This is a genomic window from Paractinoplanes atraurantiacus (assembly GCF_900215205.1).
GTDB classification, from domain to species: Bacteria; Actinomycetota; Actinomycetes; order Mycobacteriales; family Micromonosporaceae; genus Actinoplanes; species Actinoplanes atraurantiacus.
In genome coordinates, this window is record NZ_OBDY01000029.1 from 18,392 (window position 1) to 36,250 (window position 17,859).

The following is a 17,859-nucleotide window of genomic DNA, read 5'->3' on the forward strand; positions in this document are numbered from 1 at the left end:
GACTGACACGAGGCACCTATGACGACGAGCATGTCCCAGCCGGCCGGCAACGCGGTGACGCGGTGGTTCGCCAATCTGAGGATCAACAGCAAGATCGGGGTGCTGGTCGCAGTGCTGGCCGTGGCCGCGCTCGGCGTGGGCGTCATCGGCATCAACCGGATGGGCACGCTGAACGACGAGCTCACGGCGATGAAGACCAAGCACGTCGAGAGCATGGCGAACCTGCTCGGCGTCCAGGGCGGCATGTCGGACATGTACCGCGAGATGCTCATCTACAGCCTCGGCGCCAGCGCGGCCGACAAAGCCGACGCGGTGACGCAGTCCAAGGCCGCGGACGCCGAGATCGACGCGTCGCTCGGCGCCTACGCCGCCGCGGCGTCGGGCTCGGCCACCCGGCAGACCGCCGTGGCGACACTCAACGAAGGCTTCGCGACCTATCGTGAGCTGCGGAACGTGCTCTTCTTCCGCGAGACGGCGCCGGCCGGGTTCACCATGCCGACCGATGTCGGTGCCGCCTTCGACAAGGCGGAGAACGCGGTCAACGACACCGTCGACCAGCTGCGGGAGCTGGAGAAGAGCGAGGCCAACGCGCGGGCCGAGAAGGCGTCGGCCGCCTACTCCTCGGCCCGGACCTGGGTGATCGTGGCCATCGCGGTCGGGCTGGTGCTGGCGCTGCTGCTGGCGTACATCATCTCGTCGTCGATCAAGCGCCAGGTCACCTCGGTGGGCAACGCGCTGCGCGCGCTCGCCGCCAACGATCTGACCACGTCGGCGACCGTGTACGGGCAGGACGAGATCGGCCGGATGGCGATCGCCGTCAACGAGGCCCGCGACGGGCTGCGGCACACCCTCAACGAGGTCACCGCGACCGCCGCCACCCTGGCCGCGGCCGGCGCCGACCTGTCCGACGCCAACCAGGAGATCTCCGCCCACGCGCGGGAGGCGGCTGCGCAGGCCGACATGGTGTCCTCGGCCGCCGACCAGGTCTCGGTCAACGTGTCGACCGTGGCGGCCGGGTCGGAGGAGATGGGCGCGTCGATCCGGGAGATCAGCCAGAACGCCAACGACGCCGTGCAGGTGGCCGCTCAGGCCGTGGGGGTCGCCGAGGCCACCAACCGGACCGTGTCGAAGCTGGGCGAGAGCTCGGCCGAGATCGGCAACGTGGTCAAGACGATCACCGCGATCGCCGAGCAGACGAACCTGCTGGCCCTCAACGCGACCATCGAGGCCGCCCGGGCCGGCGAGACCGGCAAGGGCTTCGCGGTGGTCGCGGGCGAGGTCAAGGATCTGGCCCAGGAGACGGCCAAGGCGACCGAGGACATCTCGCGGCGGGTCGAGGCGATCCAGGCCGACACGTCCAGCGCGGTCGACGCGATCGCGGAGATCAGCCGGATCATCGCCAAGATCAATGACTACCAGGTGACGATCGCGTCGGCGGTCGAGGAGCAGACGGCCACCACCGGCGAGATGACCCGCAGCGTCGGGGACGCGTCCGGCGGCACGACCGACATCGCCTCCAACATCACCGGCGTGGCCAACGCGGCCCAGTCGACGACCGCGGCCCTGGCCCGGGCCACGATGACTGTCGACAACCTGTCGCGGGTGTCGTCGGAGCTTCAGGTGGTGGTCGGCCGGTTCCGCCTCTGAAAGGCCGGGCCCGGCTGGGCGGTGCGGTGGTCCAGGACGGCTGCGGTGGCCAGGGCCGCCGACCACACGACCAGGGAGATCAGGGCCAGGGTCAGGCCGTGTTCGGCGCCGTGCCGGAGCCAGGCCACGGCGACGCCGGTCTGAACGACGGCGAAGACGGCGAACACGGCTGCCGTACGCAGGAGCCAGCGGCCCGCGCCGGCCATCCGGTTCATGGCGATCGGCGTGACCACCAGGACGCAGAGCAGGGCCACGAAACCGGTCACCGCCACCGACAGGACCGGAAAGGCGAAAAGGACCGAGGACGGGTCCGTACGGCCCCACTCCGCGAACAACAGCACGAACGGCCCGGCCGCCAGCTGCGGCACCAGGAACCAGGCCCAGTGCGGGCTCCCGCCGGCCCGCGCGTTCGCCGCGACCGCCGCCCCCGTGGCGGCCAGGCCCGCGAACAGCAAGCCGATCCCGACCGCGAAGAGCACGTCCGCCGAGCGGTAGGAGTCGGTGATGTCGTTCAGGGCGGGCGCCGGCACCGCCGCCGCCCGCGACGTCGCCGGGAAGCCGATCCGCGTCCAGGTGCCGGCCGCGTCGCGCACGGCGAAGCCGTCCCGCACGTTCGCCACCACCACGACGTGCCCGCCCGACGGCAGGTCCCGCACGACGATCGACCGGCCGCTGAGCTGCCCGTCGCGGTTGTAGACGTCGCCGTACTCGCGGTAGAGCGCCTCCCGCTCCTCCTCGCTCAGCCGCCAGTCGTCGGCCCACGTCCGGCCGTCGGTGGTCATCTGGACCGCCAGCTCCCCTCGTACCAACCGGTAACACGTCTGCGGCTGAGCCTTGGAGCAGTCCGAGAGCCGGGGCTGGGTGACCTTCTCCTGGTAGCCGGGCGGCACCGCCGACGGCATCCAGGTGTGCCCGCCGTCGCGGCTGACCGACCAGTCGACCGCCCGGTACGGCTGCTCGTTCGCCCCCGCGTACAGGGCCCCGCCGATCGACTCCACCGCATCGGCCGACGGGCTCTCCGGCGCACTGGTCGCAACGACCCCGACGAGCGCGACCGGCAGCAGCACTCCCACCCGGGCCGCGCGCCACCACCGCCCGCCTGTCGCGGCGAAGGAGGAAGAGGAGACCGCGGCGGAGGAGGAAGAGGGGGCCGCGGAGGAGGACGCCGCGGGCGAGGAGGCGGCGGAGAAGGAATGGCGAAAAGCCCAGTAGGCCACCCCGAGAAACGGGAGCGTGATCAGATCCGTCAGGTCGGTCCGGAACTCGGTGGCCCGCAGCAGCGACCATGCGCTTGAGGCGGTCGTGGTCGCGTACGGCCAAGCCTTGACCAGAGCGAAACCCACACCCACCGTGACCGTCGCGACCGGCCCGACCCGCTTGTCCTTGAGGAACGGGGTGAGCAGGACGGCCAGCAGCGCCGGCGCCATGACCAGGCCGGCCGCGTCGCTCAGCTTGCCGGTGAGCCAGCTCGGGTGCGCGGCCTTGAGGTAGTGGTCGTTGAGCAGCAGCAGACCCAGCCCGAGCACCGTGACGGGATGGATCAGCCAGCTGAAGGCGACGCGTCTCACCACTACAAGATCGCGTCACCGCGTCACGGCACGGACACGCAGCAGTATCGATGTCGACAGAGAAAAAGCCCGGCCGGTCCGTGAAAGGACCGGCCGGGCTTTCTGGAAGAACAGGTCAGACGAGGTCGTAGCGGTCGAGCTCCATGACCTTGGTCCAGGCCGCGACGAAGTCGTTGACGAACTTCTCGGTGGCGTCGGAGCTGGCGTAGACCTCGGCGAGGGCGCGCAGCTGCGAGTTGGAGCCGAAGATGAGGTCGACCGCGGTGGCGGTCCACTTCACCTGGTCGGTGGCCAGGTCGCGGATCTCGTAGACGTGCTCGCCGCTCTCCGCCGCCTTCCACTTGGTGCCCGGGGAGAGCAGGTTGGCGAAGAAGTCGTTGGTCAGCACGCCCGGCTTGCCGGTGAGCACGCCGTGCTGGGCGCCACCGAAGTTGTTGCCGAGGGCGCGCAGGCCACCGATCAGCACGGTCATCTCGGGCGCGGTCAGGTTGAGCATGTACGCGCGGTCGACCAGCAGGATCTCGGGCTGGGTCTTCTCGCCGGGGCGCAGGTAGTTGCGGAAACCGTCGGCGCGGGGCTCGAGGACCTTGAACGACTCGACGTCGGTCTGCTCCTGCGTGGCGTCGGTGCGGCCCGGGTGGAACGGCACGGTGACCTTGACGCCGGCGTCGGCCGCCGCCTTCTCCACCGCGGCCGAGCCGGCCAGCACGATCAGGTCGGCCACCGAGATCTGGGCACCGCCGGCCGCGTTGAACTCCTGCGCGATGGCCTCGATCTTGGTCAGCGCGGCCGCGACCGGCTGGTTGACCTCCCAGCTGCGCTGGGGCTCGAGGCGGATGCGGGCGCCGTTGGCGCCACCGCGCTTGTCGGTCGAGCGGAAGGTCGCGGCCGACGCCCACGCGAGCTGGACGAGCTCGGAGACGGACAGGCCCGACTCGAGGACCTTGGCCTTGAGAGCCGCGATGTCGGCCTCGCCGACCAGGGCGCCCTCGGCGGCCGGGACCGGGTCCTGCCACAGCTGGGCCTCGGGGACCCACGGGCCGAGGAAGCGGGCGACCGGGCCCATGTCACGGTGCAGCAGCTTGTACCAGGCCTTGGCGAACGCGAGGCGGAACTCCTCGGGGTTCTCCAGGAAACGGCGGGAGATCTTCTCGTACGCCGGGTCGACGCGCAGCGACAGGTCGGTCGTCAGCATCGTCGGGCGGTGCTTCTTCTCCGGGTCGAACGCGTCCGGGATGATCTCGTCGGTGGTCTTGGCCACGTACTGCTTGGCGCCGCCGGGGCTGGTGGTGAGCTCCCACTCGTAGCCGAAGAGGATCTCGAAGAAGCGGTTGCTCCACTGGGTCGGCTTGTCGGTCCAGGTCACCTCGAGGCCGGAGGTGATCTGGTCGGGGCCCTTGCCGCTGCCGTGGGTGCTCAGCCAGCCCAGGCCCTGCGCCTCGATCGGGGCACCCTCGGGCTCGGGGCCGACGTGGCCGTCGGCGACACCGGCGCCGTGGGTCTTGCCGAAGGTGTGGCCGCCGGCGATCAGCGCGACGGTCTCCTCGTCGTTCATCGCCATGCGGGCGAAGGTCTCACGGATGAAGTGCGCCGCCGCGGCCGGGTCGGCCGAGCCCTTCGGGCCCTCGGGGTTGACGTAGATGAGGCCCATCTCGGTGGCGCCGACGCCCTCGGCCATCGTCTTCTCGGAGGCGTAGCGCTCGTCGCCGAGCCAGGTGTCCTCGGGACCCCAGAAGATCTCCTCGGGCTCCCACGTGTCGACGCGGCCGAAGCCGAAGCCGAAGGTCTGGAAGCCCATGTCCTCCAGGGCCACGTTGCCGGCCAGCACCAGCAGGTCGGCCCAGGAGATCTTCTGGCCGTACTTCTGCTTGACCGGCCAGAGCAGGCGGCGGGCCTTGTCGAGGTTGGCGTTGTCGGGCCAGCTGTTGAGCGGGGCGAACCGCTGGCCGCCGTCGCCGGCGCCGCCACGGCCGTCCTGGATGCGGTAGGTGCCCGCGGCGTGCCAGCTCATGCGGATCATGAGGCCGCCGTAGTGGCCGAAGTCGGCCGGCCACCACTCCTGCGACGAGTGCAGGGTCTCGGCGATGTCGCGCTTGAGGGCCTCGACGTCGAGCTTGGCGAACTCCTTGGCGTACTCGAACGCGGGGCCGAGCGGGTTGGCCTTGGACGAGTGGGCGTGCAGGACCGACAGGTCGAGCTGGTTGGGCCACCAGTCGCGGTTGGTGCGCGGGCGCCCGCCGGTCTTCGGGGCCGGCGAGTCGATCGCCGGGTTCTCGCTCTCACTGCCGTGGGCGGTGACGGAGTCGTGCGCGACCGGGCAACCGCCGGACTTCGGGTCGAAGGTGTCGCTCATCAGTTTCCTTCCGAACAGTCGGGGCAGGTGCCCCAGTAGACGACTTCCGCCTCGTCGACCACGAAGCCGTGATCGTCGGACGCGGTGAGACAGGGGGCATGGCCGACGGCGCACGCGACATCCGCGATCGCGCCGCAGGACCGGCAGACGACGTGGTGGTGGTTGTCGCCGACCCGCGTCTCGTAGCGCGCCGTGGCGCCGCGAGGCTGGATGCGGCGCACCAGACCGGCGTCGGTGAGCACACGCAGTACGTCATACACCGCCTGGTGCGACACCGTGGGGAGATCCGCTCGAACGAGCGAGATCACCGCGTCGGTGTCGACGTGTGGGTGGTCACGCAGCGCGGCCAGCACCGCCAGACGGGGACGGGTGACACGCAGCGAGACCGCCCGAAGCCGTGCTTCGAAGCCGTCCGCCATGCGACGAACAGTAGTCCACTTTTCTGGAACAGATCAAGTTTTCGGCGCGGCGTGGTGACGCCTAACTCATTCCATTATGGACGGCGGATTCTGCCCGACACGGGCCACTCCCCTGGCGATCGGCGTGCCCAGCGGGGTGCCGTTGATCATGATGGGGGCGCTGGGCGCCGGCGTGGCCACAGCGACCGCCGGGACCAGGGCGCGGGGCGCGGGCGGCCACAGGGAGGCCTTGCGCCTGGCCGAGACGTCCTCGACCCAGCCGAAGACCAGCACGGCCGCCACGACCAGGGCCGATTCGACGACCAACATCCAGCCGATGTACGACGGGGTGGCCCACTGGACGTTGTAGTGGGCCAGCAGCATCGCGGCCACGGTGATCAGCGGGTAGTGCCACAGGTAGATCGTGATGGCGCGCGCGTTGACGACCCGGATGCCCTCGGCCAGGGCCGGCACCTTGTCGAGGAAGGCCATCGACGGCTTCAGCCGCAGCACGATCAGCACGAACGCCAGCGACCAGAACGTGCGGGCGATCGGCACCGAGTTCAGGTCGAGGCCGTACTCGGCCGAGTTCGAGAACAGGTAGTAGCCGCCGTAGCCGCCGAGGGCGGCGATGGCCGGCAGCAGCACGGAGAGCGGCAGCCGGGCCAGGCGCCCGTCGCGGTGGGCGAAGCCGGCGATCCAGCACGCCGCGTACGTCACGAAGTCCCACATGACGCCGTCGATCTGGTCGGGCAGGCGGAAGCCGGTGTACACGAGCACGCCCAGCCCGGCCAGCGGGGCCAGGACCATCACCCAGGACAGCCGCTTGTAGAGGAACCACAGCAGGGGCGATACCAGGACGAACAGGAGATACGCCCGCAGGTACCAGAGAACCTCCCAGAACGGCTCACCCCAGCTGCTGCCGGGCGGGTCCTCGAGCGGGAAGACCCAGAAGAGCAGTTGCAGCTTGTGCAGGGGGTGGTCCGGGTCGGTGGCCCGCCAGCCGTGCCAGAGCATCACGGGTACGGCGATGGCGCCGAACACCCACAGGGCGGGCAGCAACCGGCGGATCCGCGACCAGACGGCCTTGCGGGCGCCCGCCTTGGCCAGGGAGGCCGCCATGAGCGAGCCCGCGATCGCGAACATCACGCCCATGGCGGGCAGCACGAAGCTCAGCCAGGCCCAGCCGAAGGCGTGGTAGACGATCACCCGCACGATGGCGACCGCGCGCAGCGTGTCGATGTACCGGTTGCGGGACCCCGCGGGAGCCGTCGTCGCTGTCATCTGGGGCCTTCCGCGGTGATCACAAAGTCCTGGCGAGTTACAAGATCACGGCTGTGCCCATGCTGTGAACCCGCCGGACGGCCCGGCCCGATCAGCCGTCCAGCCAGGACAAACAGAGATCAACTAGCTTTCACGCCGAGCTTGGCGCAGGCCGCGTCGAAGCCTTCGCCGGCCTTGTCGACGGCGCCGCTGTCGAGCACCTTCTCCGGGTCGGCGCTCGCGGCCGCCTTGGCGAACTCGGCCGACAGCTGCTCGACGTACTTCGCGACCTCGCTGTCGGCCCCACCACTGGCCGCGATCTTCTTCAGGTCGGCGGCGAAGGTGGCGGTGACCTTTTTCAGGGCGGCCGGGTCGAACTCCCCCGCGGAGCTCGCGGCCGAGGCGAGCGCGGTGCCCATGGTCACCTTGGCCTGGTTGGCCTGCTCACAGAGCTCTTTGTCCCCGGTGACGGCAGGAGCGGCGGACGAGGTGGCCGGAGCCGCCGCCGTGTCCTTTTTGTCGGTGGTATCCGAGTCGGAGCCGCACGCGGTCAGCAGCGCGAGCGGCAGGGCGATCAAGGTCGACTGCACAAGAGTTAGACGCTTCACGATGGAGCACCTTAGTGCCCGGCGCCCTCGAGCTCATACATCCGCACACCATGGGTGCCGGACCGCTTCGCCTCGTACATGGCCAGGTCGGCCCGGTGCAGCAGCTCGCTCGCGTCGCCGCAGGCCGGGTCCGCGACCGCCACGCCGATGCTGGCCCGGGCCCGCAGCTCCACGCCCTCGACGGTCACCGGCCGGTCGAGCGCGGCCAGGATCCGCGCCGCCACCTCCAGCGGGCAGCCCGAGGTGAGCACCACCCCGAACTCGTCCCCGCCGAGCCGTCCGAGCAGGTCCTCGTCGCGGACGCAGGACCGCAGGGCGGCCGCCACCGAGGTGAGCAGCGCGTCGCCGTACCGGTGCCCGTACGTGTCGTTGACCGCCTTGAAGCCGTCCAGGTCGACGAAGAGCACCGCGACCCCCGGGCCCAGCGGTGTCGCGGCCAGACCGCGCAGGAAGGCCGCCCGATTGTGCAGACCGGTCAGCTGGTCGTAGGTGGCCTCGTAGGTGAGCCGCTCCTGCATCTCGACGCGCTCGGTCACGTCGCGGAAGTTGACGACGATCCCGCGCACGGCCGGGTTGCCGCTCAGGTCCCGCAGCGTCGACTCCACCCACCGGAAGTTCCCGTCCGCGTGCCGCATCCGGGTGAGCAACGTCTGCGGTGTCGCCGGGTCGGCCACACACCGCTCGAGGGCGGCCAGCGACGCGGCGACGTCGCCGGGCTCCAGCAGCGGCTCCCACCCTCGGCGGACGTAGGTCTCGACGTCGTAGCCGAGCAGATGCTCGATGGCCGGCGAGACGTAGCCGAGCCGGCCCGACGGGCTGACCACGCAGTAGACGTCGGACGAGTCCTGCACGAGTGCCTGGTAGAGGGCTTCGGTGCGCTCGCGCTCCTCGGCCGTCGTGCCCAGGATCCGGATGAACAGGACGGTCAGCAGCGCACCGAACAATCCGGTCACCTGGGCCTGAACCGGCGGGAGGTAGCAGAAGATCACGCCGGAGGCGATGCCCGCCTGCCCGATGGCGATGCTGGTGAACGCGACGGCGGCGACCGGCTTCCACAGCCGCCCGCCGAAGGTGCGCACGTGCATGCTGAAGACCATCGCGAAGGCCAGCGGCAGCACCGGTCCCCAGCCGATGGCGTAGACCACCCAGCCGGTGATCAGGATGTCCAGGTACGCGGCCAGGCGGCGCTCGCGCAGCCACGGAAGCTGGGTGATGCCGTACAGCAGGATCGGCAGCACCGTCAGCCACAGCGGCGCGACTCCGACGACGCCGAACGGGTGCAGCACGACCACGGCGACCAGCGCGACGATCGCCTCCAGCCGCAGTCCCAGCCGCCTACCTGTGCCCACAGTTCTGTAGTTCGGCCGGGGCCCCGGCGACCTGAGAAGTCTGACCTTTAATAGATGTATTTAGATGTTTGGCCCATGTCGCGGTGGCGGAGCGTGCGATCGGATGGCTTCATCAGCCGTTCCACAAAGGAGGTACCGTGCGCGCTCCATCCCGTGCGTCGGCGGGAACCACCGCCGGGCTGCTGGCGGCCGCGCTCGTCCTGGTCGCCGGATCCGGCAGCCAGGCCGCGCCCGCGAGCCCGGCCCCAGCGAAGGCCCCGAGCGAGGACGGAAGCAAGGACTATCGTCAGGGCCGCCTCGCCCCCACGACCACCCAGCGAGCTCAGACAGCGGGCGACCAGGTCCGCTGGAACGACTTCGGCACCCCGGCCAGCCTGACCGCCGTCGGCGACCCCCTAGACGAGGGCCTCGCGGCCGATCCGGTCGCCGCGGCCCGCGCCTATGTCGCGGCCAACCTCGACGTCCTCGGCCTGACCGCCGCCGGCGCCGACTCCCTCGAACTGCTGACCTCCGCCGCGATCGGGGAGGGCGCGGCGGTCGTCTTCCGGCAGCGCTTCGGCGAGCTGGCCGCCGGCCGCGACGGCCTGCTCTCGGTGGGCGTGCGCGACGGCAAGGTCTGGTACGTCAGCTCGTCGCTGGCCCGCGACGCGGCGGCGCCCGAGCCGGCCACCCTCGGCGCCGACCAGGCCGCGGCCGCCGCCAAGGCCGAGGCCGGCCTGCCCGGCGCCACCGTCATGGCGACCAAGCTGGTCGCCGTGCCCACCGCCGACCGCGGCGCCCGCGCCGCCTATCAGGTCACGTTCGGCGACGACCTGCAGGGCGCCGACCCGGTCGCCTACACGACCTACGTCGACGCCCGCGACGGCAAGGTGCTGGTGCGCGACGACATCGTCGACGCCGACAGCGACCACCCCGAGTGGGAGGTCTTCCCGGCCAACCCGCCGACCAGCTACTCGTCGCGCGACACCCGCCGCACGTGGTGCTTCACCCCCGGGCCCCGCTGCGACGAGGTGGTCGGCACCCCGGCCTCCCCGCTCGGCTGGGACGTCGACCCGGCCACCGGCGAGCCCACCTTCACCACCCGGGGCAACAACGCCATCGCGGTGGAGAACTGGAACTCCAGCGACCCGTTCACGGTCGGCACCGAGACCGCGACCCCGCGGCCGAACCGCAAGTACGACTACGCGTGGACCAACCAGTGGCAGCGCGAGCAGTGCTCGCCCACGACCTTCGCGTCGCCGGCGAAGAACGACATCGACGCGGCCCGGGCCAACCTGTTCGCGATGCACAACCGCATGCACGACTGGACGTACCACCTCGGCTTCACCGAGGCCACCTGGAACATGCAGGACGAGAACCCGCGGCCGGGCGGCCTGCCCGACGACTACGAGCAGGGCAACGCGCAGGCCGGCGGCATCAGCGGCGGCCCGCCGACGTTCGCCGCGCGCAACAACGCCAACCAGATCACCCCGCCCGACGGCGAGGCGCCGATCACCAACATGTACCTGTGGCAGCCGATCGCGGGCACCTTCTACGGTCCCTGCGTCGACGGCGACTACGACATGTCGGTCATCGCCCACGAGTACGGCCACGCCGTCACCAACCGCATGATCGCCGGGCCGGACGGCGGCCTCTCGTCGCCGCAGGGCATGAGCGAGAGCTGGTCCGACCAGCTGGCCATCGAATACCTCTACGAGCACGGCTACCAGAAGACGTACACGGTCGGCGAGTACGTGACCAGCGACGGCAACGCCGGCATCCGCAACTACAACATGAGCCGCAACCCGCAGCTGACCTACGCCAGCGTCGACTACGACCTCGTCGGCCTCCAGGTGCACGCGTCCGGCGAGCTGTGGAGCGCCACCAACTTCGACATCCGCAAGGCCTTCATGCAGCGGTACGGGTCGGGGTCGCCCACGTTGCAGAAGTCCTGCGCCAACGGGCGTACGCCGGTGACGTCCTGCCCGGGCAACCGGCGCTGGATCCAGCTGGTGTTCGACTCGTTCCTGCTGATGGCCAACAGCGCCAACAGCATGGTCGACGCCCGCGACGCGCTGATCGGCGCCGACCTGGTGCGCTTCGGCGGCCGCAACCAGGACCTGCTCTGGAACTCCTTCGCCCGGCGCGGCCTGGGCCAGAACGCGCTGAGCAACGGGGCCACCGACGCCGACCCGCGGCCGGACTTCACCTCCCCGTACGCCAAGGAGGCGACCGTCACGTTCCGCCCGGTCGACGAGCGCGGCCGGCCGGTGGCCAACGCCAAGCTGTTCGCCGGTGACTACCAGGCGCGGGCGGTGCCGATCGCGGACACCGACCCGGCCACCGCCCTGCCGGACACGGTCGGCATCGTGCCCGGATCGTACAGGTTCGTCGCGCAGGCGCCCGGCCACGGCCTGGCCCGGGTGGGCGAGTCCGGGTACGGCTGGGGACAGCGGCGCACGCTGACCGTGCGCATGCCGGTGAACCTGGCCTCGGGCGCCGCCGGCGCCACGGCGACCGGCGACGGCATCAACCTGGCCCGGCTCACCGACGACGACGAGGCCACCAACTGGGCCTCGCTGGGCGCGCCGGTCGCCGGCCGTCAGGTCACCGTCGACCTCGCGGGTGACAAGGCCCAGACGGTCCGCCGGGTGCAGGTGAGCGCCCTGCTGCGGCCGCAGATCACCACCGACCCGGACAACGGTGTGCAGAACCGGTACACCGCGCTGCGGCAGTTCCGGGTGCAGGCCTGCACCGCCTCGGCCACTGTCACCTGTGCCGGAGCGGCCGATTTCCGGACCGTGTTCACCAGCCGGCCGGACGCGTTCCCGTCGGGCAAACCCCGCCCGCGCGCGCCCGAGCTGATCATCAAGTCGTTCGGCATCCGGCCGACGGCGGCCACGCACCTGCGCCTCGAGGTGCTGACCAGCCAGTGCACGGGCGCGCCGGACTACGCCGGTGAGCAGGACGCCGATCCGCGTGCGAACACCGACTGCACCACGGCCAGCCCGCAGGCGCTGAACGTGCGCGTGGCCGAGTTCCAGGCGTTCACCAAATAAGTGAGAGTCGTATCCCCGGACTACCGCTAGCAGGAATGCGCGGGATGTCCGGGGATGCGACCCTGGTGGGGTGACTCTGCGCTGCCTGCTCGTCGACGACAACGAGCACTTCCTGGCCGCCGCGCGCGACCTGCTGGAGCGCGAGGGGCTGGTCGTCGCGGGCACCGCCTCGCACATCGCCGACGCGGTGGGCCGCGCGGGCGAGCTCGGGCCCGACGTGGCCCTGGTCGACATCAACCTGGGCGGGGAAAGCGGCTTCGATCTCGCGCGGCGCCTCGCACCGACCCCGGTGATCATGATTTCCACGCACGCCGGCGACGACTACGTCGACCTGATCGACGAGAGCCCGGCCATCGGCTTCCTGTCGAAGCTCGAACTCTCCGCCAGCGCCGTCGAGAAGCTCCTAGCGCGCCTCTAGGAAGGCCAGCACGGCCAGCACCCGGCGGTGATGGTCGTCGGTCTCCGGCAGCTGGAGCTTGGCCAGAACGCTGCGGACGTGCTTCTCGACCGTGCCCTCGGTGATGAACAGCCGCCGGGCGATGCCCGCGTTCGACTGGCCCTCGGCCATCTGGCCCAGCACCTCGCGCTCGCGGGCGCTCAGCACGGCCAGGGGGTCGTCGCGGCGCCGCGAGCTGACCAGCTCCTCGACCAGGCCGGGGTCGATGACCGAGCCGCCGCCGGCGATCCGCTCCAGGGCGGCCAGGAACTCGGCCACGTCGGTGATCCGGCTCTTCAGCAGATAACCGATGCGGCGGCCGCTGGCCAGCAGCTCCATCGCCTGCTCGACGTCGGCGTAGGCGGACAGCACCAGGATGCCCGTCTCGGGCAGCTCCTCGCGGATCTGCTTGGCCGCCCGCAGCCCCTCGGTGGTGTTCGTCGGCGGCATCCGCACGTCGACCACGACCAGGTCGGGCTTGTGCTGCCGGACCAGCGTCATCAGCTCCACCGCGTCGCCCGCCTGGCCCAGCACCTCGAGGCCGGACCGGTCAAGCAGGCTCGCCAGACCCTCGCGCAGCAGGACGTCGTCCTCCGCCAGTACCACCCTCATCCCGCTCATGGGCGCATTATCGCCGGTCACCTACCGGCTAGCCGGTACCGGGGAGCCGGTAAACGGGAGTCGGGCTAACGGCGATGTGCGAACCGGGCCGGATGACGAGGCTGTAGTCATGTGCGAACACCAGCCGCAATGCCCCGCGATCGACCAGCCCGGCGCCGAGACCGCGCAGGTCATCATGCATCACGCCGACCTCGGCTGGGCCATGCTGTGCAACGGCGCCATCCGGCTCGACAGCGCCGTGCAGGCCGCCCCCGTGATTGCCATCACGAGCCGCAAGCGCCGCGCCGCCACCCCCGTCACGAGCCGCCGGATCGCCGCGTAGCCCTTCAATGCCTTGTCAACGGCACCCGGCACGTCACAGTCGTGCCGCCGCCCGCGGGGCTGCGCACGTCGAAGGTGCCGCCCAGGGCCTCGATGCGGTCCTTGAGCCCGAGCAGGCCGGTGCCGCGCGTGGGATCCGCTCCCCCGGCGCCGTCGTCCCGGACCACCAGCCGCAGCACCTCGTCGTCGACGTCGACGGTCACCTCGACCACCGACGCACCGGAGTGCTTGGCCGCGTTGGTGACCATCTCGGAGACGACGTAATAGGCCCCGACCTCGACCGCTGACGGCAGGCGGTCGTCGAGGCGTACCTCAACTTCCACCGGAAGCGGCGAACGGCGCGCGAGAGCCCGCAGCGCCGGCCGGAGGCCGGAGTCGGACAGCACGGCCGGGTGGATGCCCCGGGACAGCTCCCGCAGCTCGTCGATCACCGTCATCAGGTCACCCGCGACGTCGGTGACCTCGCGCCGCGTCTCGCCCTCGACGCCCATCCCGAGCCCGCGCAGCCGCAACGCCAGCGCCACCAGCCGCTGCTGGGCCCCGTCGTGCAGGTCACGTTCGATGCGCCGCCGGGCCTCGTCGGCCGCGGCCACGATCCGGGCCCGCGAACTCTGCAGATCGGCCCGGCTCTGCGCGTCGGCCACCGCGGTCGCCACCAGATCGGTGTACTCGGTCATCCGGGACTCGGTGTCGGCCGGCAGCTCCTGATCGCCGCGCCCGACCACGAACATGCCCCACAGCCGCCCGTTCACATGGATCGGCACCCCGACCAGGGTGTCGTCGACGCGGGCGGCCCGGCCGGTCTCGCGGACGGTGGCGGCCAGCGCGTCGCCGTCCCAGGGATCGCCGGCCAGCAGCGTGACCGTGCCGTCGAGCTCGTAGCGCACGAGCCGGGCGTGCCCGCCGCCGAAGTGCCGCAGCACCTCGGCGGTGACCGCCGTGAAGACCCGCTCCGGCGCCTCGCCCTGGGCGATCAGCAGGGCCAGCCGGCGCAGCGAGGCCTGCGTCTCGGCCAGCTCGCGCAGCTGCTGCTCGGCCTGCGTGTTGGCGATGGCGGTGGCCGCGAGCTCCATGAAGTCGCAGATGCGGGCCTCGGTGCCGGGCGCGAAATCGGGCTGGGTGGTGGCGGCGACGATCACGCCCCACTGGCGGCCGCCGACGGTGACCGGGGTGGCGATGGCGGCGCCCAGGCCGAGCCGCCCGATGATGTCGTGGAACGGGCCGGTGCGGAACGGCTCCCCCGACCGCTTGATCGGCTCGCCGGACTCGATAGCGGTGCGCATCAGGTACGACGTGTCCGCGCTCAGCGCGAGCCGCCGGTCGACCGGCATCTCGTCGGTGAGCAGGCCGTACGACGCGGCGACGGTGACCGTGTCGTCGTCGTGCCGCGCCACGAAGGTGCCCTCGGCGCCGATCAGGCCGGCCAGCTCGTCGGCGATCGCGGTGAACACCTCGGACGGCTTGGCCTGCGCGGCCACCAGCGTGGCGACCCGGCGCAGCGCGGCCTGCTCGCCGGCCAGGTCACCGCGGGCCCGTTCGCTCTCCACCGCACGGCGGGTGGCCACGGTGGCGACCGTGGAGACGATCGTGGCGGTGCTGATGAACAGGCCCAGCACGATCAGCGAGGTGTCGTTGAGGACGCGCAGCGGCGGCAGGAAGTACCAGTCGAACGCCTGCACGGCGGCCACACCGACCGGCAGCGCGTACATGATGCCGACGGTGCGGGCCAGAACCAGCACGATCGCGAGCAGGACGACCCCGAGCAGGGGCGCGTGCACGGTCGGCACGTGGTCGCGCAGATAGGTGCTGATGACCGCCACGACCACGAACGAGCCGACCCCGGAGAGCAGGGAGAGCGTGACTTCAAGAGAGAGTGGCAGTCGGCGTCGCACCCGTTGAGGCTGCCAAAGCTTTCACCCCCGCACAATGGCGCGGATCATGACGTGGCCGTACGGGTGCTCGCGTCAAGGCCGGGGCGCCCGTGCCTTGATCGCGTAGATCAGTTTGTCGAGCACTCCCGGGAACGGCGACGACGTCACCTGGGGCAGGTGCTCGCGGACGGCGGCCAGATGGGGGTACTCGGTGGCGCTGAAGGAGGCGTACGTCTGGGCCAAAGCTCTTTTGTCGGTCTGCTCCTGGCTCGGCGCCAGCTCGGCGGCGTCCATCGCGGCCAGGGAGAGGACCGCGTCGATGAAGTCGGAGTAGTGGCGCACGGCGTCGGCGCCCGGGAAACCGGCCTGGAGCAGCAGGCCTATGCCGATGTCGTCGGCGCGCAGTTCGTTCGGGCCGGCGGTGAAGCGGACCGCTCGCAGCTGGGCCAGGCGGGGGTGGCGCAGCATCGAGTCGTGGACGCGCTCGCCCAGCTCGCGCAGCGACGCGGCCCAGTCGGGGCCGGGCTCGAAACCGGTCAGGGTCTCGCCGATCAGGCGGTCGGCGATGGCGATGAGCAGGGCGTCGAGGTCGCGGAAGTAGCGGTAGACGGCGCTCGGGTCGGCGCCCAGCTCGACGCCGAGGCGGCGGACGGTGAGCGCGTTGCCGCCGGGGGCCTCGATGAGCCGCAGCGCCGCGTCGATGATCAGGTCGGGTTCGAGGACCACGCCGCTGCGGGTGGGCCGTCGCCTCATCCGGGCCGTGCCGGTGCGGGTGGTCGCCATGCCGTACAGCTTATGTCAACGCATTGACTTAAGGATGGCGCGGCGGTTCCCTGGGGTCATGACCAGGCCGGCTTACGACCTCGACATCCGCACCGACCCTCAGCGCCTCCGCTCGGCTCTCGCCGGCGCGGCCCGCACCCCGTTCTGGCTCGAGGATCCGGGCCGGCCGGCCCCGCGGCCCGCCCTCATGGGCGCTGCCGAGACCGACCTGCTGATCATCGGCGGCGGCTACTGCGGGCTCTGGACCGCCCTGCAGGCCAAGGAGCGCGACCCCGCCCGCGAGGTGGTGCTGGTCGAGGCCGAGGAGATCGGCTGGGCCGCGAGCGGCCGCAACGGTGGTTTCGTCGAGGCCAGCCTCACCCACGGTCCCGCCAACGGCCGCCGCTACTTCGCCGGCGACCTGGAGGTGCTGGAGTCGTTGGCGGCCGAGAACTTCGCCAGCTTCCGCGACGCGCTGACCCGGCACGGCATCGACGCCGAGTTCGAGGAGGAGGGTGCCCTCTCGGTCGCCACCGAGCCGCACCAGGTCGACGAGCTGCGCGCCCAGCCCGGTTTCCTCGGCCCCGGCGAGCTGCCCGTGCGGTCGCCGCTCTACCGCGCCGGCGTCTTCCACAAGTCGGGCAACGCGCTGGTGCACCCGGCCAAGCTGGCCTGGGGCCTCAAGGCCGCTTGCGAGGCTTTGGGTGTACGCATCCACGAGCACACCCCGGTCACCCGCCTGACCGACGGGCGCGGCACCGTCACGGCCACGACAGGCATGGGCACGATCCGCAGCCGGCAGGCCGTCCTGGCCACGAACGGCTTCCCGTCCCTGCTGCGCCGCAACCGCCTGCTGACGCTGCCCGTCTACGACTACGTCCTGATGACCGAGCCGCTCACCGACGCCCAGCTCGACGAGATCGGCTGGCACGGGCGCTTCGGCATCTCCGACGCGTCGAGGCAGTTCCACTACTACCGCAAGACCGCCGGCAACCAGATCCTGTGGGGCGGATACGACGCCGTCTACCACCGGGGCCGCGGCATCCGCCCCGAGTTCGACCAGCGCCCGGAGACCTTCAACCGCTTGGCAGACCATTTCCTGCGTACGTTCCCCCAGCTCCACGACATCAAGTTCACGCACACCTGGGGCGGCATGATCGACATGTCCACCCAGTTGGCCGCCTTCGAGGGCCTGGCGATGAACGGGAAGGTCGCCTACGCGAGCGGGTTCACGGGTCTGGGCGTGGCCGCCACCCGCTTCGCCGGCACGGTCATGCTCGACCTGCTGTCGGGTGCGGACACCCCTCGTACACACCTGAAAATGGCCACCAAGCGCCCGTTGCCCATCCCACCCGAACCCCTCACCTACCCGGCCGTTCAGGCCATCCGCCGAGCCATAGCGGCCTCGGACCGCAACGCGGGCCGCGACGGCCTGATCCTCAAGACCGCGAACCTGATGGGTTTCTCGTTCGATTCATAGTTCCGATGCGGTCCGAAGCCTCGATGCCGATCAGCTCCACGCCTCACTTACGGACCGGCTGTCGTGGGGTGCTCCGAGGATCGCGACGATCGGTATTTCGTCGAGAGGCTGACGTTCGCCGACGCGGACGCGATCCTGGCCATG

The 17,859-nt window shown here is 71.0% G+C and carries 14 protein-coding genes; 5 read left to right on the top strand and 9 right to left on the bottom strand.

The genetic code is table 11. From position 1 onward, the window contains the following. Positions 1–18: 18 nt before the first annotated feature. Positions 19–1,647: a methyl-accepting chemotaxis protein gene (locus CRP55_RS41020; RefSeq protein ID WP_097327409.1), complete on the top strand. Its 1,629-nt coding sequence runs from the start codon at positions 19–21 to the stop codon at positions 1,645–1,647. Here CRP55_RS41020 and CRP55_RS53585 read toward each other — a convergent pair. The 6 genes from CRP55_RS53585 to CRP55_RS41050 all read right to left on the bottom strand — a co-directional run bounded on the left by CRP55_RS53585 (position 1,617) and on the right by CRP55_RS41050 (position 9,186). Continuing rightward, positions 1,617–3,215, bottom strand: a complete 1,599-nt coding sequence (locus tag CRP55_RS53585) for a hypothetical protein (protein WP_179855552.1) — start codon at positions 3,213–3,215, stop codon at positions 1,617–1,619. The genes CRP55_RS41020 and CRP55_RS53585 overlap by 31 nt on opposite strands. A 115-nt stretch (positions 3,216–3,330) precedes the next feature. Then, positions 3,331–5,568: a catalase/peroxidase HPI gene (gene katG, locus CRP55_RS41030; protein ID WP_097327411.1), complete on the bottom strand. Its 2,238-nt coding sequence runs from the start codon at positions 5,566–5,568 to the stop codon at positions 3,331–3,333. Continuing rightward, entirely contained in the window at positions 5,568–5,987 is a 420-nt protein-coding gene (locus CRP55_RS41035) for a Fur family transcriptional regulator (protein ID WP_097327412.1), read from the bottom strand. The genes katG and CRP55_RS41035 overlap by 1 nt, the downstream gene beginning before the upstream one ends. A gap of 66 nt (positions 5,988–6,053) precedes the next feature. Further along, on the bottom strand, positions 6,054–7,250 hold the full coding sequence (locus CRP55_RS41040) for an acyltransferase family protein (protein ID WP_097327413.1): 1,197 nt from the start codon (positions 7,248–7,250) through the stop codon (positions 6,054–6,056). A gap of 119 nt (positions 7,251–7,369) precedes the next feature. Continuing rightward, positions 7,370–7,837, bottom strand: a complete 468-nt coding sequence (locus CRP55_RS41045; protein ID WP_143235291.1) for a hypothetical protein — start codon at positions 7,835–7,837, stop codon at positions 7,370–7,372. Positions 7,838–7,848: 11 nt separating this feature from the next. Further along, on the bottom strand, positions 7,849–9,186 hold the full coding sequence (locus CRP55_RS41050; RefSeq protein WP_097327415.1) for a sensor domain-containing diguanylate cyclase: 1,338 nt from the start codon (positions 9,184–9,186) through the stop codon (positions 7,849–7,851). Positions 9,187–9,323: 137 nt separating this feature from the next. Here CRP55_RS41050 and CRP55_RS41055 point away from each other — a divergent pair, with 137 nt between their 5' ends. Further along, positions 9,324–12,224 (top strand): M36 family metallopeptidase, encoded by a 2,901-nt coding sequence (locus CRP55_RS41055; RefSeq protein WP_097327416.1) that lies wholly within the window; start codon positions 9,324–9,326, stop codon positions 12,222–12,224. A gap of 70 nt (positions 12,225–12,294) precedes the next feature. Continuing rightward, positions 12,295–12,642: a response regulator gene (locus CRP55_RS41060; protein ID WP_097327417.1), complete on the top strand. Its 348-nt coding sequence runs from the start codon at positions 12,295–12,297 to the stop codon at positions 12,640–12,642. On the opposite strand, the gene CRP55_RS41065 is transcribed toward CRP55_RS41060, so the two are convergent. Continuing rightward, positions 12,628–13,272 carry a response regulator gene (locus tag CRP55_RS41065; RefSeq protein WP_218854859.1) on the bottom strand — a complete coding sequence of 215 codons (645 nt, stop codon included), beginning with the start codon at positions 13,270–13,272 and terminating at the stop codon, positions 12,628–12,630. The two genes, CRP55_RS41060 and CRP55_RS41065, sit on opposite strands and share 15 nt — an antisense overlap. A 118-nt stretch (positions 13,273–13,390) precedes the next feature. Here CRP55_RS41065 and CRP55_RS41070 point away from each other — a divergent pair, with 118 nt between their 5' ends. Further along, positions 13,391–13,603: a DUF5999 family protein gene (locus CRP55_RS41070; RefSeq protein ID WP_097327419.1), complete on the top strand. Its 213-nt coding sequence runs from the start codon at positions 13,391–13,393 to the stop codon at positions 13,601–13,603. Positions 13,604–13,607: 4 nt separating this feature from the next. Here CRP55_RS41070 and CRP55_RS41075 read toward each other — a convergent pair whose 3' ends face one another. Both CRP55_RS41075 and CRP55_RS41080 read right to left on the bottom strand, forming a co-directional pair. Then, a complete protein-coding gene (locus CRP55_RS41075; RefSeq protein ID WP_097327420.1) occupies positions 13,608–15,494 on the bottom strand; it encodes a GAF domain-containing sensor histidine kinase in 1,887 nt (628 codons plus the stop codon). Positions 15,495–15,566: 72 nt separating this feature from the next. Further along, a complete protein-coding gene (locus CRP55_RS41080; RefSeq protein WP_097327421.1) occupies positions 15,567–16,256 on the bottom strand; it encodes a TetR/AcrR family transcriptional regulator in 690 nt (229 codons plus the stop codon). 58 nt (positions 16,257–16,314) lie between these two features. Here CRP55_RS41080 and CRP55_RS41085 point away from each other — a divergent pair, with 58 nt between their 5' ends. Next, positions 16,315–17,715, top strand: a complete 1,401-nt coding sequence (locus tag CRP55_RS41085; RefSeq protein ID WP_097327422.1) for an NAD(P)/FAD-dependent oxidoreductase — start codon at positions 16,315–16,317, stop codon at positions 17,713–17,715. Positions 17,716–17,859: the final 144 nt, after the last annotated feature.